Origin of the sequence: Kitasatospora sp. NPDC058162, assembly GCF_042884005.1 — a bacterium.
Taxonomy (GTDB): Bacteria; Actinomycetota; Actinomycetes; order Streptomycetales; family Streptomycetaceae; genus Kitasatospora.
Map to the genome: position 1 here is coordinate 53365 of NZ_JBHVUS010000040.1, position 20507 is coordinate 73871.

The window sequence follows — 20507 nt, forward strand, 5'->3', positions numbered from 1 at the left end:
GCCGGCCGGGCCGCCCCACTGTCACACCGATCACCACCGAACCCGAAGGGAGCGGGGCCCGACCCGGTCGGGCGGCCCCAACCACCTCTCATGAACGAACGCAACACGAACCCGTCCCCCGACGGCACGGTCGCCCGGGACCGGCTGCGCGGAAAGGTCGCCCTGGTGACGGGTGCCGGCTCCGGCATCGGAGAGGCCGCCGCGAAGGCCCTGGCCGCTCAGGGCGCGAGCGTGGTGCTGGCGGCCCGGCGGGAGGCGGAACTGGAACGGGTCGCCGGGCAGATCGCCGCCGCCGGCGGCGCCGCGATCACGGTGCGGGCCGACGTGACGGTGGACGAGGAGGTCGCGGCCGCGGTGCGCGCCGCCGAGCACCACTTCGGCGGGCTCGACATCGCCTTCAACAACGCGGGGAGCCTCGGCAGCATGGGCCTGATCGCGGACCAGAAGCCGGAGGCCTGGGCCGAGGACATCACCAAGGTGCTGACCAGCGTCTTCCTGTCCATGCGGCACGAGATCCCGGCCCTCCAGCGGCGCGGCGGCGGATCGATCGTCAACAACGCCTCCCAGCTGGGCGTGGTCGGCTTCGGTGCCGGGATCAGCGCCTACGTGGCTGGCAAGCACGGGGTGATCGGCCTGACCAAGGCCGCCGCGCTCGAGTACGCCCACCAGAACATCCGGGTCAACGCGCTGGCGCTGGCATCGGTGGACACCCCGATGTACCGCTCCTCGGTGGGCGGCAGCCAGGAGATGGTGGACATGTTCAACGGTCTGCACCCGCTCGGCCGGATCGCGAGCGCGCGGGAGGCGGCCTCGGCCGTGGCCTATCTGGCCGGCGACGACGCGGCCTTCTTCACCGGCTCCGTGCTGGTCATGGACGGCGGATGGACCGCACAGTGACCGCGGTGACCGGTACCGAGCCCGACCGGGTCGCCGTCGGTCTCCCACCGGTCGTCGGCGGCCGGCTGGAGGTGCCGCTGGTGACCGGGCGACGGGTGACGTACGCCAACCTCGACTACGCGGCGAGCACCCCCAGCCTGACCGCGGTGCAGCAGGCCGTCGACCGGCTGCTGCCCTGGTACAGCAGCGTGCACCGCGGTGCGGGGTTCGCCTCCGCCGTCTCCACCTCGGCCTACGAACGGGCCAGGGAGACGGTGCGGAGCTTCACCGGTGCCGCCCCCGACGCCACGGTGGTCTTCACCCGCAACACCACCGATGCGCTCAACCTGCTCGGGCGCGCGCTGCCGGCCGGCACGACGGTGTTCCGGTTCAACACCGACCACCACGCCGCGCTGCTGGCCTGGCGAGGCAGCCGGGTGCACCGGCTGGCCAGGGCGGCCACGCCCGGGGACGCGGTGGTGCAGCTGGCGAAGGCACTGGCCGACGCCCCGAAGGGCCCCAGGCTGGTGGTGATCACCGGTGCGTCCAACGTGACCGGGGAACTGTGGCCGGTGGCGGACCTCGCCGAGGTGGCCCGCATCCACGGCGCCCGCACCGTGCTCGACGCGGCCCAACTGGCCGGGCACCGGCCGCTGGACCTCGCGGGCTGGAACGTCGACTGGGTCGCCCTGTCCGGGCACAAGATGTACGCGCCGTTCGGTGCGGGCGCCCTGGTGGGCGCCGCCGACTGGCTGGACGCGGCCGACCCGTACCTGGCCGGCGGAGGGGCCACGGCCCGGGTGGACGAGGAGGCGGGCGGGGAGAGCGTCGCCTGGTCCGGGCTGCCGCACCGGCACGAGGGCGGCTCCCCGAACGTGGTGGGCGTCCACGCGATGGCGGTCGCCTGCCGGACCCTGGCGGCCACCGGCTGGGACACCGTCGTCCGGCACGAACAGGCGCTGACGGCCAGGCTGCGCGAGGGACTGGCGGCCGTCCCCGGGGTACGCGTGCTGGACCTGTGGCCGGACGGGCACCCGCGGTTGGGCGTGGTGTCGTTCAGCCTGTCGCGCCTCGGCGACGCGTTCGCGGACCAACGGCTGGTCGCCACGGCCCTGTCCGCGGAACACGGCATCGGCGTGCGGGACGGCGCGTTCTGCGCGCACCAGGCGGTCCGGTCCCTGCTCGGCGACGCGGCCGGGCACCAGGGCGACCGCGCGCTGCGGGCCAGCATCGGGATGGGCACCACCTCGGAGCACGTCGAGCGTCTGCTGGCGGCCCTGGAGGATCTGGTGCGGCGGGGACCGCGCTGGTCGTACGACCGGCCCGAGGACGGCTGGCGGCCCGTTCCCGATCCGCGTCCGTTGCCGGATCTCCTGCGCGGAAACGGGAATCCACCCGTGCTGTCCGAGTAATGTCCGGGGCCGGAAAGGAAGGTGTCCCATGCCCCGACCGAACACGGCCGAGGAATTCCCGCATCCCGTTCCCGGGAATCCGCGGGAATCCGCTCCGCCCGTCCGCCGATTCGGCGTCATGCTCTATCCGGACCAGCCCGTTCCGGTGCTGGTCGACCGGCTGAGATACCTGGAGGGCCTGGGTTTCGACCAGGTGTTCCTGCCGGACCACGCCGCGGACCTGAGGGGCCTCGGGAGCCACTGGTTCGACAGCTGGTCGGTGCTGGCCACGGCCGCGCTGGCCACCGAGCGGATCCGGATCGGCACCATGGTGGCGAACCAGATCCTGCGCCCGCCCGCCCAGTTGGCGAAGCAGGCCATCGCGCTCGACCACCTGTCGGGCGGCCGGTTCGAGTTGGGCATCGGCGCGGGGCTCTTCGCCTGGGACCACCACAGCGTGGGACAGCTGCCGTGGCCGCCCAAGGAACGGGCCGAGCGGTTCGCCGACTACGTCGCGATCGTGGACGGGGTGCTGCGCGGCGGGGTGTTCAGCCACCGCGGCGCCCGGCTCTGGGTGCAGGACGTGGTGACCGTGCCCGGCTCGCTGCAGTCGCCCCGGTTGCCGATCACCGTCGGCGGCCAGTCGCCGACCCTGATCCGGGTCGCGGCCGGGTACGCCGAGTCCTGGAACACCCACGGCCCGCCGGGCGCGAGCGCGGCCGAGGTGATCGCCATCACCGCCGAGCAGAACCGGCGGCTGGACCGGCTCGCCACCGAGGCCGGCCGCGACCCGGCGGCGATCCGGCGCTCGTACACGATCTTCGGGCCCTGGGACCCGAGAAGGGGACGGCACGGGTACGAGGAGGTCTTCGAACGGTTCGCGGGGGCGGGCGTCTCGGAGTTCGTCCTCGACTGGCCGGGGGAGGCGCATCAGGAGGAATTCGAACGAGTCGCCCGTGAGGTGATTCCAGCACTGCGTGACAACTGACGGCGCCACGCCGACGGGGGATTCTCACGACGCGATCCTGTCCCGCGAACGGCCGGGAACCGACCTGGCCGTTCGCGGTTCCCCAGCGGGGAACAGGAATCCGGAAGTTCAGCCCACCGGGCAGCGGTATTCGCCGTTCGCCCAGGCAATCGCGTGCAGAAGAAGGTGTGACACATGATCGAAGGAGTGGCCGACCCGGCCGACACGGGGACTCCGAAGGGCAGCGCCACGACGCCCGGCGCCGGTCCGGGGCGGCGGCACGACGGCATCACGGTGACCAAGGCCGACCAGCAGTACGACGACCTGATCAGCGGGCTCAACCAGCGCTACGTCGCCGCGCCCGAGTCCATCCGCCTGGTGAGCTCCACCGCGGAGGTGGTCGCCGTCGTCCAGGAGGCCGTCGACCAGGGCAAACGGCTCAGCGTGCGCTCCAGCGGGCACTGCTACGAGGACTTCGTGCACAACCCGGAGGTCCAGATCATCCTGGACATGTCCGGCATGCACGAGGTGCGCTACGACCCCCGGCTCAACGCCATCGAGATCGAGTCGGGCGCGACGAACCTGCGCACCTACCAGACCACCTACCCCGAGTGGGGCGTCGTCGTCCCGGCCGGGTTCTGCTACTCGGTCGCCATGGGCGGCCACGTCAGCGGCGGCGCCTGGGGACCGCTCTGCCGCCTGCACGGCCTGGTCGTCGACCACCTGTACGCGGTGGAGGTGGTCGTCGTCGACGAGGCCGGCCGGGCCCGCGCGGTGATCGGCACCCGGGACGAGGACGACCCCCACCACGACCTGTGGTGGGCGCACACCGGCGGCGGTGGCGGCAACTTCGGTGTGGTCACCCGCTACTGGTTCCGCTCGCCGAGCGCCCGCGGCCGCGACCCGCGCGACCTGCTGCCCAAGCCGCCCGAGGAACTGCTGGTCAGCGCGGTCAGCTGGGCGTGGGACGAGCTGACCCGGGACGAGTTCGTCCGGCTGGCGCGCAACTACGCCGACTGGCACGCCGCCCACCGCGGGCCCGACGACCCCGCCCGGGCACTGATCAGCCAGCTGGTGCTCAACCACCGCAGCGCCGGACAGATCGGCCTGCTCGTCCTGGTCGACGCCTCCGCACCGGACGCCGAGCAACTCCTCACCGACTACCTGGAGCACATCGGCAGCGGCGTCACCGTCGAACGCGGCGCGCTCACCCGGCACATGGGCGAACTGCCCGCGCTGCCCCAGTTCGCGGCCCCGCGCCGGATCCCGTGGCTCCAGGCGATCCGGCTGCTCGGAACGACCAACGTCGTGCTCAACGACCCGACCCTGCGCGCCGAGTACAAGTCCGCGTTCATGCGCGCGACCTTCCCCGACGGCCAGCTGGAGACGCTGCACCGGCACCTCACCCGCGACGACGTCGACAACCCGAACATCAGCGTGCAGCTGACCTCGTACGGCGGCCGGATCAACGCGGTCGCCCCGACCCGGACCGCCGCGCCGCACCGGGACGCGGCCTTCAAGATGCTCTGGCAGGTGTTCTGGAACGACCCCGCCGACGACGAGAAGTACATCGCCTGGGCCCGCGAGTGCTACCAGGAGATGTACGCGGACACCGGTGGCGTACCGGTGCCCAACGAGGTGACCGACGGCTGTTACGTGAACTACCCGGACATCGACCTCGGCGACCCCCGGTTCAACACCTCGTCGGTGCCCTGGCACGACCTCTACTACAAGGAGAACTACCCGCGCCTGCAACGCATCAAGGCGGTGTGGGACCCGCGCAACGTGTTCCGGCACGGCCAGTCCGTCGAGCCGGCGGCGCACCCCGTGGAACCCGCCGCGCGGGTGGTCGAGCGGGCGGTGCGGCCCGCCGACCCGGCCGCGCCCGTCGAGGAGCCCTGATGACGCCCTTGCTCGCGATCTCCGGCAGCCCGTCCGCACGGTCGCGCACCGCCGCGCTGACCGACCACCTGGTGCAGCGGTTGTCCGCGGCGGGCCTGCGGACCGGCCACGTCCGCGTCCGCGACCTGCCGGCGGCCGAGCTGCTGGCCGGGCGGACGGACGCGCCCGCGCTGCGCCAGGCCCTGGACGCGGTCGCCGCGGCGGGCGGGGTCGTCATTGCGACGCCGGTCTACAAGTCCGCCTACAGCGGCCTGCTGAAGGCCTTCCTCGACCTGCTCCCACCGGCCGGCCTCGCCGGGAAGACGGTGCTGCCGGTGATGACCGGCGGCAGCCTCGCCCATGCGCTCGCGCCCGACTACGCGCTGCGGCCGGTACTGATGGCCCTGGGCGCGGGGCACGTCGTGCGGGGAGCCTTCGTCCTCGACCGGGCGATCGAGCTCGCCGACGGTGGTGGGACCGGCCTGACCCTGTCGCCGGAGGCCGGACCGCGGCTGGAACGCGCGGTGGCGGACTTCGTCGCCGCGCTGCCCGCCAAGGAGTAGGGACCGCGGACCCCGCACCGCACCGGTCCGACGCGGTGAGCGGCCCGCACCACGTCGGACCGGCGCGGTGCGGGCCGCTCACCTCGCGAAGATCGCCGAGACCACCGGCTGACCGGCGTCGACCCTGTCCTTGCCGAAACCTCATCCGTCCTGCTCAGGCCGCATGGTGATATGCGTGGAGGATTCCGTCGAGACGGCCGGTTCGGCCAGTGCCGACGCCCCGCCGCAGGTCATGACCGCGGGCGATGCGATCGGCGCCCGAGTCGAGGGCCCGCAGACAGAAGGCCCCCGCTACCCGCCTCCCGTGCGCGCGGTGACCAGGCCGGACTCGTAGGCCGCGATGACCGCCTGGGCGCGGTCCCGGACATCGAGCTTGCCGAAGATGCTGGTGATGTAGTTCTTCACCGTCGACAGGCTGATGTCCAGGGCCCGGGCTATCTCGGTGTTGTCCAGGCCGGTGGCCATCAGCCGCCACACCTCGACCTCCCGGGGCGTCAGCCCGCCCGTGTCGGTGACCGGCGGCGGGGCGCCGACCGGGGCCCGGACGTAGGTGGAGATCAGCCGGGTGAGCAGGCGCGGGGCGACCACCGCCTCGCCGGCGTGGACGGTGCGGATCGCCGCGCCCAGTTCCTCCGGCGAGACGTCCTTGGGCAGGAACCCGTGGGCGCCGGCGCGCAGCGCGGCCACCACGTACTCGTCCATGTCGAAGGTGCTGAGGGCGAGGACCCGGCAGGAGGGGAGGGTGCGGGCCAGCTCCCGGGTCGCGCCGACCCCGTCGAGCACGGGCATCCGGATGTCCATCACCACGACGTCGGGGCGCAGCAGGCGGGCGGCGGTGACGGCCTGCTCCCCGTTCTCGGCCTCGCCCACCACCTCGAAGGACGGGTCGGGGGAGAGGATCAGGGACAGGCCGCGCCGCACCAGCGGCTGGTCGTCCGCGATGAGGACCCGGATGCCCGGTGCCGCCGCGCTCACCGGGCCGCTGTCGTGCGCGCTCACCGGGCCGCCATCGTTCGAGCTCACCGGGCCGTCGCCGTGCGCGCTCACCGGGCCGTCGCCGTTCCGTGCTGGACGGCGGCGTCGGCCGTCTCCTCCGGGGCCAGTGGCAGGTCGGCCAGGACGGCGAAGCCGCCCTCCGGACGTGGTCCGGTCCGCAGGGTGCCGCCGTGCAGGGCGACGCGCTCGCGCATGCCGATCAGGCCGTACCCGCTCCGGCCGCCGGTCGGCACCGCCTCCTGCGGTGCGGCGCCGCCCGTGCCCGCCGTGCCCCCGTCGTCGCGCACCTCGACGGTGACCCGGTCCGGACCGTACGTCAGGGTGACGGTCGCGCGGGCGGGCCCGGCGTGCTTGCGGGCGTTGGTGAGGCCCTCCTGGACGATCCGGAACACGGTCAGGCCGACGGTGGGCGGCAGCGGGCGGCGGGGCCCGTGGACGTCGAAGTCGGTCGGCAGGCCGGCCACCCGGGACTCGTCCACCAGCCGGTCGAGGTCCTCGGCCCCGGGCTGGGGCGAGGGCGGGGCGGTGTCCGGTTCGTCGCCGGCCCGCAGGACGTCCAGGAGCTGGCGCATCTCCCGCAGGGCCAGTCGCCCGGAGGACTCCAGGGTGACCAGGGCGTCCCGGACCACCTCCGGGTGGGCGAGGTTGGCCCGGGCGCCGCCGGCCATCAGCTGCATGGTGGTGATGTGGTGCGCCACGATGTCGTGCAACTCCCGTGCGATGCGGCGGCGTTCGTCGGCCACCGCGCGGTCGGCCAGCAGTTTGCGGTTGGCCGCGACCTCCCGCTGCCAGCGCGCCACGGCGAGGCCGGTGCCGGCCACGAGCAGGGTGGAGGCGGGGGCGCTGACGGCCGCTTGCCAGGCGGGCATCCGCAGGTGGCTCTGGCTCAGCACTGTCAGCACCGACGTCACCACCGCGGCGGCCGCCGTCACCGGGGCGGGGCGGGCCCGGGCGACCGCGAACAGGCTGACCATCAGGACGGCGCCGAAGTGGGTACTCGCCGGTGTGGACAGGTCGATCGCGGCCTCGACGGCCAGGACCACGGCGAGCGCCGGCACCGGGTGGCGGCGCCGGACGAGCAGGGGCAGGGCCGACAGCGCGACGAGGAGCAGGCCCGGCGGGGTCACCCGGCGCACCCCGTCCATCTCGCTGAAGAGCAGGTAGTTGAGCAGGTCGAGCGTGCAGGCGCCGGCGGCCACCAGCGCGTCGGTGTGGGTCCACGGCGCGCCGTCGGTCTCCGGCGGCGCGTCCGCCACCCCGCCGGGCCCTGGGCTCCCGCTCGCCCGGTGTACCGGGTGTGCCGGGTCGGCCGGGTCCGCCCCGAGTGCCGCGTCCATCGTGGGGCGCTGATGACCGCCCATGTCCGTTCCCCCTCCGTGCCCGGCCCGCGCCGCGCCTCACCGATGAGCCCTGATGAGCCCGATCAGGCCCCGATCAGACCCGTTTCAGACCCGTTTCAGGCCCTGAACAGGCTCTGAACAGGCCCGATGATCCCATTCTGGCATCGGCCCGCCCCGCCCCGGCATGGTCCCCACGGCCGATCACGGGGCCCGGACCAGGACCACGGTCCCGGGTCCGGGCCCGGCCGAGGAGCTGGGGCCCCGGTGCGGATCGTCCGTCGCAGGGACGTCCGCGGCCCACCCCGGGTGATGGTCTGGAACCCGGCCGGGAACCCCCGCAGCCGAGACCGACCTTGCGGACGCTCGCGTCCACCGCCGGAGGAAACCGTGATCCGCGCACTGACCGGATACTCGACCAGGAACCCGTGGAAGGTGATCGCCCTCTGGGTGGTGCTGGGAATCTCCCTGGCCCTGCTGAGCCCGATGCTGCTCGCCCGCGTCACCCAGTCCCAGACCGGGGACTTCCTGCCCAAGAGCTACGACTCGGCCGCCGCGCTGCGGATCGCCGAGGAGAACTTCGGGATGAAGCCCGACGCCACCACGGTCACGGTGCTGGTCGCCAGGACCGACGGCCAGGCGCTCACTGCCGCCGACCAGCAGCGGGTCGAGGCCGAGGCGGCGAAGCTCGCCCAGCGCCGGGTCGTCATGCCCAGGAAGGACGACGAGCCGGCCTTCCTCGTCCCCGACCGGTCCCAGACCCCCCGGGTCGCCCCGGCCATGGTGGCGCCCGACCGCGGCTTCGAACTGCTCTCCGTCGAACTGACCGGCAACGCCGCCGACGAGGGCGTCCAGGGCGTCTACCGGGCGTTCCGGGACGCCACCCGGGCCCAGTTCGCCGACGCCGGGATGCGCACCGGGTTCACCGGGGGACTGGCCGACGCCGTGGACACCGCCGACTCCCACCGCACCGCCGCGACGGTCGGCAGCGCGCTCGTCATGGGGCTGATCGTGCTGCTCAACGTGCTGGTGTTCCGCAGCGTGGCGGCGGCCCTGCTGCCGCTGCTCGCCGTCGCCATGATCGGCAGCGTGGCAGGCGGAGCCGTGGCCGTCGCCGCGACGCTGACCGGCCTCAAGCTCGACGCCGGCACCCCCGGGCTGGTCTCCGTGGTCCTGCTCGGCATCGGCGTCGACTACCTGCTCTTCCTGCTCTTCCGCTTCCGCGAGCACCTGCGGGCCCGGCCCGAGCAGCCCGCCCGCGAAGCCGCCGCCCAGGTGACCGCCCGGGTGGGCACCGCGATCGCCTCGGCCGCGCTGACCATCGTCGCCGCCTTCGCCACCCTCGGCGTGGCCAGCTTCGGCCAGTTCCGCTCGCTCGGCCCGGCCATCGCCGTCGCCGTGCTGGTCATGCTGCTGGGCAGCCTCACCATGATGCCCGCCCTGCTCGCCGCCTGCGGCCGCGGCATGTTCTGGCCCTCCCGCAGCCTGCGCCGCCAGCCGGGCGAGGGCTTCGCCGCCCGCTTCGGCACGCTCGTCGCCCGGCGGCCGCTGCCGATGCTGCTCGCCGCCCTCGCCCTGCTCGGCGCGCTGGCCGCCGGGATGACCGGGATCCGGATGGACTACGGCCTCGGTGGCGCCGGCGACCGGACCCCGGCCGCCGCCACCGCCGCCGAGATCTCCCGCACCCTGCCGGCCGGCGTCTCCGACCCGACCAGCGTCTACGTCGTCACCACGGACGGCACCACCCTCACCCCCGGCCGGCTCGACGGCCTCTCCCGCGCCCTCACCCAGGTCGAGGGCGTCGGCAAGACGGGCGGCACCGTCCTCAACGGGGACCGGCGCGCCGCCCGAATCGACCTCTACCTGACCGCCGACCCGCAGAGCCAGCGCGCCCGCGACCTGGCCTCCGGCCCGGTCCGCGCCGCGGTCGCCGCCCACACACCCGCCGGGACCAGCGCCCACGTGGGCGGCACGGCGGCGGTCTTCGCCGACATCTCCACCGCCGTCGACCACGACCTGGCGATCGTCTTCCCGGTCGCGGCCGCCCTGATCGCCCTGATCCTGCTGCTGCTCCTGCGCAGCCTGCTCGCCCCGCTGGTCCTGATGCTCTCGGTCGGGCTCGGCTTCGCCGCCACCCTCGGCGCCGCGACCCTGCTGTTCCAGCACGGGCTGGGCGAACCGGGCGTCAGCTTCACCCTCCCGCTGGTGCTGTTCCTGTTCGTCGTGGCGCTGGGCACCGACTACAACATCCTCATCACCGACCGGATCCGCGAGGAGATGCAGCGCCCCGGCCCGCCCCGCGCCGCCGTCGCCCGCGCCGTACGGCACACCACGCCCGCCATCGCCACGGCCGGCCTGGTCCTGGCCGGTTCCTTCGCGACCCTCGCCGCCACCCCGGGCAGCGAACAGGTCGCCTTCGCGCTGACGCTCGGCATCCTGCTCTCCGCCGTCGTCCTGTCCCTGGTCCTGGTACCCGCCATCGCCGCCCTGCTCGGCCGCGCCCTCTGGTGGCCGCTCCGCCCGGCCCGCCACCACCACCGGGCCGAGCCGGCCCCGGAGCCGAACCGCGTGCCGGTTCCCTGACGCCGTGGGGGGCGGCGGGTGAGGGGACCGCGGCCGGGTGGCCGCGGTCCCCTCATCTGCGTGCCTTCTGCGTGCCGTGATCTCAGCGCACGAAGATCACTGGTCCGAAGTGGTTCACCGCATCAGCCCCTTTCCTGCCCAGCTTGGCCGGGCGAGGGTCAGGACCCGTCGGTGCCCGTCAGGCAGAAGTCCTTGTCGTTGACGTGCTCCGTCAAGTAGTGGGCGGTGCAGCCGCACAGGATCTTCTGCTGCCATCACAGCGGTGAAAGCCGCGGTTGCCGACCGGCCCCGAGCGACGGCGCGGGGGCCGGGACGGTGGGTGGCTATGCGAGCCGGCAGGGGACCTCGAGATCCTCGCTGAGGTAGTAGATCGCGCACACGCGGTGGTAGCCGTCGGCGATGATGAGCGGATGGTCGCGCACCAGCAGGACCGGGGAGAGCTTCTTGCCCTGCCGCACCTTGTCGATGTTCTCGGCGACGTGCACGTTCTCCTTCGGCAGCAGCGACAGCTGGGACGCCCGAAGGATGTCCTTCGCCTTCTTCACCACGGTGGGCGCGCTCTTGAGCCTTTCCACAGCCTGCTGTGCGGCCGCGGGCTCCAGCACCAGTTCCAGGTAGTCCATGGCCGCGGGGAAGTCGTGCTTTTCGGGGTCTGTCTTCCAGGCTGGTGAGGGCATCTCGTCTCCCTTGGTTCGGGGTAGGTTCTTGCCTATTCCCCGGTCGACAGCTGCTTTATCACGTTGGGTCAGCGGACACGGCGTAAGGGCGCGCAGCGAATCAACATGGTGGAGAGGATCCGGTCGGGAGAGCCTGCGCGGAGGTGTCGACGCGGGGGCGGGGGCGGGAGGCGACGCGCGGGCGCCGGCCCGCTCAGCGCCACTCGATCAGGAACAGGGTGGCGTCGTCGCTCGTGCGCCCGCCCCGCTTCGCCTTCAGGACATGGGAGAGCGCGCGCACCACGGCCCGCACCCCGGCCTGCGAGCGTTCGACCCGGTCATCCCCGGATCCATGGCCGGCGCGCTGTGGGTCAGCGGGCCGACGGAGCCGGCTGCGGTCCTCAGCCTCCGGTTCGGCTCGGCCGGTCCGGGCCCGGGGCACCGGCCGGGGCTGGGCTCGGATCGGCCTCAGGTGGGCGTCGGCGGGCGAGGGCGAGGCTGGCCAGCGTCGTGATCGCCATCGCGGCGACGCCGACCAGGGCCGCGGTCGTGTAGGCGTCGTCGTCCGGGAAGAGGCGGCCCGTGGCGGTGCCGGCGGCCAGGACGAGACCGCCGATGGCGCTGCCCAGGGAGTAACCGACGCTGCGGACGACGTAGTTGAAGCTCATGGCGCTCGACGTCTCGCTCCTGGGGGTGACGGCCAGGATGACGCCGGGCATGGCGGCCGAGAAGCTGCCGACGCCGAAGCCCAGCACGCCCATGGCCGCGAGCAGTTCGGCCAGGCTGGACCGGGCGGTGGCGAACAGGACGAACCCGCCGCCGACGACGGCGGCACTGCCGGCCAGGAGCAGGGGGCCGTCGATCCGCGTCCGGACCCGCTGGGCGAGCTTGCCGGCGGCGAAGCCCAGTACGGAGAACGGGATGAGGACCAGCCCCGCCACGAAGGTGCTCAGTCCGAAGCCGTAGCCGGCGCTGTGCGGCGTCTGCGCGTAGCGGGTGATGAGCGTGAGCAGGAGGTACATGCCGCTGCCGCCGACGAACATGGCGATGTTCGCCCCGGCGACCGCCGGGTGCCGGACCGCCCGGACGTCGACCAGGGGGGTCCTGGTTCGCAGTTCGGAAACGGTCCAGAGGCAGAGCAGGAGTACGGCAGTGACGGCAAGGGCCACCGCCACGGCGAGGTGTCGGCTCCACAGGCTCCGCTCGCCGGCCAGGAACAGGACGAGGAGCAGTCCACCCGCGAGGACGAGCGCACCGGTCACGTTCACGTGGGCGGAGCGGCCTTCGGGGGCTGCGGGCATGGAGCGCCACGCGGTCACGAAGGCGATGGCGGTGACGAGCAGGCCGAGGCCGTAGGCGGCCCGCAGTCCGCCGAGCTCGGCGAGCAGCGCGGCCAGCGGGTAGCCGACGCCGGCTCCGATGATGGAGACCACCGAGATCAGGGCGATCGTGGCCGCGCTGCGCTCCTCGGGGAGATGGTCGCGGGCCACGCCCATCATCAGCGCCGTGAGACCGAGTCCGACGCCCTGGGCCGCTCTGCCCACGAGCAGCCAGGCGAACGGCAGCGGCAGTACGGTGAGCGCGCTGCCGACGACGACGATCGCCAGGGTGGCGAGAACCGTGGCCCGCCGGTGCGGACCGGCTCCGAGCCGGCCGAGCACGGGTGTGGCGACGGCGCCGCTGAGCAGGGCGATGGTCAGCGTCCACTGCGCGCTGTCGAGGGACACGTGGAACGTGGTCGCCACGCTGGTGATGAGCGGTGTCCCGAGGCTGCCGACCGCCGCCACGACCAGGGCGATGAACATCAGGGCGGGGACCAGCAGAGGTCTCGCGGAACGTATCGGGGCAGTGTTCACGGGCTGGTCGGGGGCCTGGGCCGCGGTCACCGGTCCGACTCCGCTCGGGCGCGGCTTTCGAGTTCCGCCAGGTGCCGCAGTGCCGGAAGGGCTGCTGCCAGGGCCTCGACCTCGTCAGCGGTGAGTTCGTCGATCAACCGCGCGTACGCGTCGACGCCCGCTTGGCGTCGCGTGCGGACGTACGACGCGCCGGCCTCGGTCAGGCACACCAGCGTGACCCGCTTGTCGGAGGGATCGCCCTTCCGCTCGACCAGCCCGGATTCCTCCATCACCCGGACCAGGACGGTCATCGCGGGCTGGGTGACGCCCTCGGCCACCGCCAGATCGGTGATCCGTCGCGGGCCGGTCTTGTCCAGGGTGGCCAAGGTGGCGGCGGACGTCAGGCTCATGTCGCGGGGAAGGCGTTTCACGGCCCTGGTGGCCAGGCCGTAGAGGGCTGACCCGATGGCTTCGGAAGCGCTGTGCGCGGCGTCTCGGCGACTCATGGCTGAAGCATAGCGGCTTTATATGAATCGTTTATGCATATCCGGTCAGGGTTCGGCGATACGCCCGTGCGGGTGACGAGGCGACTGTTCGCCGGCCGCGCCCTCGACCGGCGCTTCCCCGGCCGGGTGGTCGTCCACGGCAATACCCGCTGACCTCCCTGGCTGACGTAGGTGTCGGCTCAGGCGTCGAGTTCCCGCGACCGGCCGGCCCAGCGGACCACGAACGGCATGGCGAGGCCGGCGGCGACGAAGAGGCCGCCCATGACCAGCCAGCCCGGGGCGCCCCAGCTCAGGCAGAGCAGGCCGAGCAGACCGGGGGCGACGGTGTAGCACAGGCCCATGCCGATGCCGAACACACCGGAGTACTGTCCCTGCGCGTGCGCGGGGGCCAGCCGGAACCGCAGCTCCATCGACCCGGCCGCGTGCCACAGCGAACCCACCGTGTGGATGGCGACACCGGCCGTCATGATCGCCGCGGCGGCCCAGCCGGGCAGGCCCGAGGCCGTCGCGATGACCCCCATGCCGACCAGGAACGCCACCCCGGCGCGCCTGGTGGCCCGGCCGGCGACCCGGTCGTCCTTGATCCCGCGGCTGGTGCGGACCTGGAGGAGGACCACCATCACGGTGTTGACGGCGAGCGCGACGCCGGTGAACCAGCGCGGTGCATGGGTGTGCAGGACCACCCAGAGCGGCAGCGCGTAGGTCACCACCTCGCCCTGGATCCACAGGATGCCGTCCAGTACGACGAACGCCATGTACGGCTTGTCCTTCAGTGCGAGCCACCGGTCCGACCCGGGCGAGGCCGGCAGCGGCTCCAGCTCGGGCAGTCGGCGCATGACGGCCGCGCAGCCGAGGAAGGTCAGGGCGTTGGCGAGGATGAGCATCCGGTAGGCGGAGTCGGAGTCGAGCTGGATCACCACCCCGGCGGCCAGCGCACCGAAGGTACTGGCCAGGAAGGCGGTCGAGCGCAGGTAGGAGCGGAACTTCGGGACGTCGTCACCGCCGAAGCGGCGGATCATCGGGCCGCGCGCCGCGCCCCCCGAGGCGCCGGCCAGGTCGGTCACCGCCACCGCCACCATGAACGCCGCGAACGAGTGGGCGAACAGCAGCGACACCATGGCCACGGCCTGGATCAGCAGGGTGGTCAGGAAGACGCCGTTGGGGCCGCGGCGGTCGGCGAGGTGCCCGACGGGCGGGCCGGCGAGCAGGCCGACCACTCCGGCGACCCCGAGGCCGAGCCCGACCTGTCCGATGGACAGGCCGATCACCCGCATCGCGTACAGCGGCGCCGTCGCGAGGAAGGCCGCGGAGCCGAGCTGGTTGACGAAGCCGCCGAGAGCGAGTCGGCGCTGGGGGGCGGACTCGAGGAGCAGCCCCCGTCGCACCGGCCAGGGCCGACGGTCCGGGACGGCGGCCTCCCGGCGGTCGGGGGACAGGGTGCTGTTCCGGTGCACCTGGTTCACCTGGTTCTCCTGCTGGTCGATCACGGCCCCCCTTGTCCGCCGTGGCTCGCACGAACAGTAGGTCACCGCGGTAGACCGCCGGGACGCGGTGTGGCCGGATCCGCCGGTGGTACCGCAGGGTCACGTGATCCGCACCGGCGCCCCGGCCCCGTTCGTGACGGGCCGGGGCGCGGACCACCGGTCGGGTGGGTCCACGCCCCGGGCCGTACGGTCGTGGACCGCGTCAGGCGGGCTTGTGCCACTGCTGGTTGGCGCCGCCGGTGCAGGTCCAGAGCTCCAGCTCGGTGCCGGCCGTGCTGCTCCCGCCGGTGGCGTCGAGGCAGCGGTGGGAGTTCGGGTTGACCAGGGTGCCGTTGGTCAGGGCCCACTGCTGGCCGGGGGAGCCGTTGCAGGCGGAGAGCACGACCGCGGTGCCGTTGGCGGTGCCGGAGCCGAGGGCGGTCATGCACTTGAACAGGGCGTGGACGGTGCCGTCCTGGGCCAGCACCCAGTTCTGGTTGTTCGACCACCGGCCGCAGGGCCACAGTTCGAGCCGGGTGCCGTCGGCGCTGGAGCCGCCGGTGATGTCCACGCACTGGCCGCCGATGCCGGTGATGGACCCGGACGGGCTGTTGCCGATGGCGTCGCGGTGGGTGCTGCCTCCGGTCGCCGTGGTGACGCCGGCCTGCTTGGAGCAGGTGCTGCTGACCGAGGTGCTGGTGACGGTGGCGTGGACGGTCGACCCGTTGGCCGCGTCGACCCCGGTTGGTGCGGTGAACAGGGCCGCGGAGTAGGGCTCGTCGGCGCAGGTCGCCGCATTGTTGTTCCAGTCGAAGTACTCGACCCAGTCGACCATGCCAGTCGCCTGGATCAGCCCGGAACCGACCTGGAGGGTGCCGAGCACGAACGAGGTCCCGGCGGTGGTGTCGGTGATCTTCGCCCGGTACCAGCCCGGGGCCGCGGGCGTGATGTCGTAGTGGTAGTGGTGGCCCGCGGTGAAGCCCGCGTTGAGGCGGCAGGTGTAGCCGCCGCCTCCGCTCTCGGTGAAGGTCTGGCAGTAGGTGCCGCTGTCGCCGGGCTGTGCGCCGGTCGAGCCCCACAGCGAGAACAGGAACATGCCGGGATCGGTGCGGTGGCGCTGCATGCCGATGTAGCCGGAGACGTTGTTGGTGAACCCGAACTGGTGCGACCAGAAGACGTTGCCCCGTCCGGGGTCGGACTGCACCGTGGTGCCGAAGGTGACCGAGCTCAGGGTCGAAGTCGCGGCGGGGAAGCCGTAGTAGCTGTACGAGCCGGGGGTCGAGCCTGCGGCCGCCGCCGGGCCGGCGAGCCCCAGGGCGGCGATCAGCAGGGAGAGCGTCACGCCGACTGCTCGCGCGATGAGTCCGGTGGGCCTGGTGGCTCTGGTGGGTCTGGTGCGGAAGCGCAAAGGGTCCTCCTCGATGGAGCGACGGTGCAGGGGAACGGCAGGGGAATGCCACTGACGCGGAATGTCGCGAACGGGCCCGGAACGGTCGTCCGGGGGCTCGGTGTCGAACGCGGTCCGCCGGGCTGCAGAAATGTCCGGCGGGAACTCACACCGGGCGGCACGGGAATGGTGAATTCCGCTCCACCCGTCGGGAAGTGTACGCACGACGCCGCGGCTCGGGCGGTATGCACGCCGGACGAATTCGCCTTCGCTGCAAGGTGATTGTGCGATTTCATGCGATGCGCGGTCGGGCGGGTTCCGTGACGCCCACCTCCTGACCCATGCCGTCCGCGTTCCGCCGGCAGCCCCCGCGCTGCGGCCGCACCGGAGTCGGCCCATGATGGAAGTCCGGGGGCGTGCGAGGTGCGAGAGCGGCAGATGGCTGTATGGCATGTCCGGGACTTCACGCCGGACGACCTCGAAGCGGTGGTCCGGCTCGACGCAGAGAGCGCCACCACGGACCGCGCCGCCGTCTTCCGCCTCTCCGATGTCGTCGCCGCCTTGCAGGCACGTGATCCGGGCGTCGTCGTGATGGCCGACGGACGTCTCGTGGGCGCGGCGGTGGGCCGGGTGGACGGGGACCGGGCATGGGTGCTGCGCATCGCCCTGCACCCCGGCTGGCGGAACCTGGGCATCGGCACCGCCCTGCTGTCCGCGCTGGAGCGCCGGCTGCGGGACGCCGGTGCCAGGATCGTCGCGGCGGTGCTGCCCGAGGAGGAGACCGGTGCCACCGCGCTGGTCAACTCCGGCTTCCACCCCCACCGCGGGCTGACGTACTTCGAGAAGTCGGAAGTCGTCGGCACCCAGGGCCCCGCGGTCCTGGCGATGCTGGGCGCGGTGATGCCCGACGCCCGCCTCTGGGAGCGGCTCACGGGCATGGCCGACGAGAAGCGGCTCATCGAACGGCGGCTGGTGCTGCCCCTGGCGAACCCCGAGCTGGCGGACGCCCACGGAGTGGAACCGCCCCGTGCGGTCGTGCTGTTCGGTCCGCCGGGCACGGGCAAGAGCACCTTCGCCAAGGCCGTGGCCGGTCGGCTCGGCTGGCCGTTCATCGAGCTCTTCCCCTCCCGGCTCGGGTCCGAGGACGGGCTGGCCAGCGGACTCGGCCGCCGCTTCGAGGAAGTGGCGCAGCTCGACCACGTGCTGCTCTTCATCGACGAGGTCGAGGAGGTCGCCGGGACGCGCAGCCTCGCCGCCCCCGAGTCGGTCGGCGTGGTCAACGAACTCCTCAAGTCGATCGTGCGGTTCCGTGACCGCGACGGCCGCCTGCTCGTCTGCGCCACCAACTCGGTGGCCGCCCTGGACCCGGCGTTCCTGCGCCACGGCCGGTTCGACTACGTCCTGCCGGTCGGGCCGCCCGACTCCGCGGCCCGCGAGGCGCTGTGGGTCGGCTACACGGCGAAGACGGGCACCGCCGCCGACCCGGCGGTCCTCGCGGAGGCCAGCGAGGGCTTCACTCCCGCCGACATCCGGCAGGTCGCCATGGCGGTCGCCCAGAACACCTTCGAGCACACCCTCGACACGGGGGAGCGGACCCAGCCCGGCACCCAGGACTATCTGGACGCCATCCGCCGCACCCGCCCGACCGTCTCCGAGGAGATGGCCCGGGAGTTCGCCGACCAGGCGGTCCGGTACGGGCGGGTATGAGCGGTGGCCCAGGCTGTTCCGCCTCGCCCGTCCGACGGGCCGGGGCCTCCCCGACCGGCCCTCAGGGCTCGGTCAGGTACCCCTGGACGGTACGTGCAAGGAGCGGGGCGAGCTGTTCCGCGGGCGCGGACGCGAGCGGCTCCACCTGGATCACGTAGCGCGCCATCGCCAGCCCGACGATCTGCGACAGAACCAGCTCCACCCTCAACTCCGGTTGGTCCAGATCGAGTTCACCCGCCAGCCGGTCCACGAGCTCGGACATCATGAACCCCCGCACCAGTGCGGCGACCTCCTCGCTGGCCGCGGCCGTCCGCAGCAGCGCCAGCAGCCGGTCCCGTACGGCCTCCTGCTCCCAGAGGCCGAGGACGAAGGCGGCCACGCGTTCGCCGACGCGGGCGCGTTCGCCCGCGAGCACGCGTTCCACGACCGCCCGCGGGTCGACCGGGAAGTCCAGGGCCGCCAGGAAGAGGCGGTCCTTGGTGCCGAAGTAGTGGTGCAGCAGCGCCGCGTCCACCCCGGCCGCGCGGGCGATCGCCCGCATGTTCGCCTTCTGGTACCCGCGGGCCCCGAACTCGGCCCGGGCGGCGTCCAGCACCGCGCCCCGGGTGTCCTCGCCCCCGGGGCGCCGTCCGACCCGCTTCTGCTGCTTCTCCGCACCGTTCACCGACTCATTGTGGCTGGCGGCTCCGGCGCGCGACTTGACCGGCATCCCCGACAGCGCAAAACTCATCACATGATGAATTCCCTTCCGGGGTCGGCCGCACCTGCCGCCGGCCCCGCGATCCGGACCACCGGCCTGACCGTCGAGCGCGGCGGCCGCCCGGTCCTCCACGGCCTCGACCTCGACATCGCCCACGGCACCGTCACCGGCCTGCTCGGCCCCAGCGGCTGCGGCAAGACCACCCTGCTGCGCTCGGTCGTCGGCGTGCAGCGCCTCGCCGCCGGCCGGGTCGAGGTGCTCGGCCTCGACGCCGGAAGCCCCGCACTCCGCCACCGCGTCGGATACGTCACCCAGGCCCCCTCGGTCTACGGCGACCTCACCGTCGCCGAGAACCTCGACTACTTCGCCGCCGTCCTCGGCGCGCCCAGGACCGACCCCGCCCGGGTGATCGCCCTGGTCGGCCTGACCGGCCACGAACGCGACATCGCCGACCGCCTCTCCGGAGGCCAGCGCGCCCGGGTCTCCCTCGCCGCGGCCCTGCTCGGCACCCCCGAGCTGCTGATCCTCGACGAGCCGACCGTCGGTCTCGACCCGGTGCTCCGCCAGGACCTCTGGCAGCTCTTCCGCCGGCTCGCCGACGGCGGCGCCACCCTGCTGGTGTCCAGCCACGTCATGGACGAGGCCACTCGTTGCGACCGCCTGCTGCTGATGCGCGAAGGCCGTCTCCTCGCCCACGACACCCCGGACGAACTGCTCCGCACCACCGGCGCCACCGACCTCGACAGCGCGTTCCTCGAACTGGTGGAGGCCGGCCGATGAGCACCCCCCGCACCCGCCCGCAGTCGTCGTACGCTCTGCGGCGCACCCTCGCCACCGCCCGCCGCGTCCTCACCCAGCTGCGCCACGACCCGCGCACCCTCGCCCTGCTCCTGGTCGTGCCCTGCCTGCTGCTCGTCCTGCTCAAGTACATGTTCGACGCCCAGCCCGCCACCTTCGACCGGACCGGTCCCGCCCTGCTCGGCGTCTTCCCGCTGCTCGTGATGTTCCTGGTCACCTCGGTCGCCATGCTCCGCGAACGCACCACGGGGACCCTGGAGCGGCTGCTCACCATGCCGATGGGCAAACTCGACCTCCTCCTCGGGTACGCCCTGGCCTTCGGCACCGTGGCCCTGCTCCAGGCGACCCTCGCCACCGCACTCACCATCGGCCCGCTCGGCCTGCACATCGCCGGTCCCACCTGGCTGGTCTTCGCCGTCGCCGTCGCCGACGGCCTGCTCGGCATGGCGCTCGGCCTCCTGGTGTCGGCGTTCGCCGCCACGGAGTTCCAGGCCGTCCAGTTCCTGCCCGCCGTGCTCCTGCCCCAGTTGCTGCTGTGCGGGCTCTTCGTCCCGCGCGACTCCATGGCCACGGCGCTGCGCTGGGCCTCCGACGTCCTGCCGCTGTCCTACGCCGTCGACGCGATGACCCGCCTCACCACCTCCGCCACGGCCGGCACCGCGGTGGCCCGCGACCTCGCCGTCGTCGCCGGCTCCGCCCTCCTCGCCCTCGCCCTGGGCGCCGCCACCCTGCGGCGCCGAACCGCCTGACGCCACCCGGGCCGGCCGGGAGGCCAGGGCCCGGACGGCCGGCGCTGCGCTGACCGGATCGGTCCGCATCCGGCCCCGATGGTGCCTTCAGCCAGGACTCCCGAGCCGCCAG

17 protein-coding genes are annotated in these 20507 nt (G+C 73.2%); 9 read left to right on the plus strand and 8 right to left on the minus strand.

Features of this window, described 5'->3' with window-relative positions; genetic code table 11:
• Window positions 1–90: 90 nt before the first annotated feature.
• The 5 genes from ACFVXG_RS39555 to ssuE all read left to right on the plus strand — a co-directional run bounded on the left by ACFVXG_RS39555 (window position 91) and on the right by ssuE (window position 5678).
• Window positions 91–897 (plus strand): SDR family oxidoreductase, encoded by an 807-nt coding sequence (locus tag ACFVXG_RS39555; protein ID WP_387935000.1) that lies wholly within the window; start codon window positions 91–93, stop codon window positions 895–897.
• A complete protein-coding gene (locus tag ACFVXG_RS39560) occupies window positions 882–2288 on the plus strand; it encodes an aminotransferase class V-fold PLP-dependent enzyme (protein ID WP_387935002.1) in 1407 nt (468 codons plus the stop codon). The genes ACFVXG_RS39555 and ACFVXG_RS39560 overlap by 16 nt, the downstream gene beginning before the upstream one ends.
• A gap of 118 nt (window positions 2289–2406) precedes the next feature.
• Window positions 2407–3255, plus strand: a complete 849-nt coding sequence (locus tag ACFVXG_RS39565) for an LLM class flavin-dependent oxidoreductase (RefSeq protein WP_387935004.1) — start codon at window positions 2407–2409, stop codon at window positions 3253–3255.
• A 174-nt stretch (window positions 3256–3429) separates the two neighbouring features.
• Entirely contained in the window at window positions 3430–5136 is a 1707-nt protein-coding gene (locus ACFVXG_RS39570; protein ID WP_387935006.1) for an FAD-binding oxidoreductase, read from the plus strand.
• On the plus strand, window positions 5136–5678 hold the full coding sequence (ssuE, locus tag ACFVXG_RS39575; protein ID WP_387935008.1) for an NADPH-dependent FMN reductase: 543 nt from the start codon (window positions 5136–5138) through the stop codon (window positions 5676–5678). The genes ACFVXG_RS39570 and ssuE overlap by 1 nt, the downstream gene beginning before the upstream one ends.
• Before the next feature lie 291 nt (window positions 5679–5969).
• Here the strand turns inward: ssuE and ACFVXG_RS39580 are convergent, their stop codons facing one another.
• Window positions 5970–6653: a response regulator gene (locus tag ACFVXG_RS39580; protein ID WP_387935043.1), complete on the minus strand. Its 684-nt coding sequence runs from the start codon at window positions 6651–6653 to the stop codon at window positions 5970–5972.
• A gap of 68 nt (window positions 6654–6721) precedes the next feature.
• Entirely contained in the window at window positions 6722–8035 is a 1314-nt protein-coding gene (locus ACFVXG_RS39585) for a sensor histidine kinase (RefSeq protein ID WP_387935010.1), read from the minus strand.
• Between the two features lie 366 nt (window positions 8036–8401).
• Here ACFVXG_RS39585 and ACFVXG_RS39590 point away from each other — a divergent pair, with 366 nt between their 5' ends.
• Window positions 8402–10594, plus strand: a complete 2193-nt coding sequence (locus ACFVXG_RS39590; RefSeq protein WP_387935012.1) for an MMPL family transporter — start codon at window positions 8402–8404, stop codon at window positions 10592–10594.
• Between the two features lie 323 nt (window positions 10595–10917).
• Here the strand turns inward: ACFVXG_RS39590 and ACFVXG_RS39595 are convergent, their stop codons facing one another.
• From ACFVXG_RS39595 to ACFVXG_RS39615, 5 genes are all read right to left on the minus strand, one after another.
• On the minus strand, window positions 10918–11271 hold the full coding sequence (locus ACFVXG_RS39595) for a hypothetical protein (protein ID WP_387935014.1): 354 nt from the start codon (window positions 11269–11271) through the stop codon (window positions 10918–10920).
• A 380-nt stretch (window positions 11272–11651) separates the two neighbouring features.
• Window positions 11652–13055, minus strand: coding sequence for an MFS transporter (locus ACFVXG_RS39600; protein ID WP_387935045.1), 1404 nt, complete (start codon window positions 13053–13055; stop codon window positions 11652–11654).
• Window positions 13056–13132: 77 nt separating this feature from the next.
• Window positions 13133–13591: a MarR family winged helix-turn-helix transcriptional regulator gene (locus ACFVXG_RS39605; RefSeq protein ID WP_387935015.1), complete on the minus strand. Its 459-nt coding sequence runs from the start codon at window positions 13589–13591 to the stop codon at window positions 13133–13135.
• A 179-nt stretch (window positions 13592–13770) separates the two neighbouring features.
• The gene (locus ACFVXG_RS39610; RefSeq protein WP_387935017.1) at window positions 13771–15078 is read right to left on the minus strand and encodes an MFS transporter; all 1308 of its coding nucleotides are present in this window, start codon (window positions 15076–15078) and stop codon (window positions 13771–13773) included.
• A 199-nt stretch (window positions 15079–15277) separates the two neighbouring features.
• A complete protein-coding gene (locus ACFVXG_RS39615) occupies window positions 15278–16396 on the minus strand; it encodes a ricin-type beta-trefoil lectin domain protein (RefSeq protein ID WP_387935019.1) in 1119 nt (372 codons plus the stop codon).
• A 483-nt stretch (window positions 16397–16879) separates the two neighbouring features.
• Here ACFVXG_RS39615 and ACFVXG_RS39620 point away from each other — a divergent pair, with 483 nt between their 5' ends.
• Window positions 16880–18148 (plus strand): ATP-binding protein, encoded by a 1269-nt coding sequence (locus tag ACFVXG_RS39620; RefSeq protein ID WP_387935021.1) that lies wholly within the window; start codon window positions 16880–16882, stop codon window positions 18146–18148.
• 61 nt (window positions 18149–18209) lie between these two features.
• Here ACFVXG_RS39620 and ACFVXG_RS39625 read toward each other — a convergent pair whose 3' ends face one another.
• A complete protein-coding gene (locus ACFVXG_RS39625) occupies window positions 18210–18812 on the minus strand; it encodes a TetR family transcriptional regulator (RefSeq protein WP_387935023.1) in 603 nt (200 codons plus the stop codon).
• 69 nt (window positions 18813–18881) lie between these two features.
• On the opposite strand from ACFVXG_RS39625, the gene ACFVXG_RS39630 reads away from it, so the two are divergent.
• On the plus strand, window positions 18882–19628 hold the full coding sequence (locus ACFVXG_RS39630; RefSeq protein WP_387935024.1) for an ABC transporter ATP-binding protein: 747 nt from the start codon (window positions 18882–18884) through the stop codon (window positions 19626–19628).
• Window positions 19625–20395 (plus strand): ABC transporter permease, encoded by a 771-nt coding sequence (locus ACFVXG_RS39635; RefSeq protein ID WP_387935026.1) that lies wholly within the window; start codon window positions 19625–19627, stop codon window positions 20393–20395. Before ACFVXG_RS39630 ends, ACFVXG_RS39635 begins: the two co-directional genes overlap by 4 nt.
• Window positions 20396–20507: the final 112 nt, after the last annotated feature.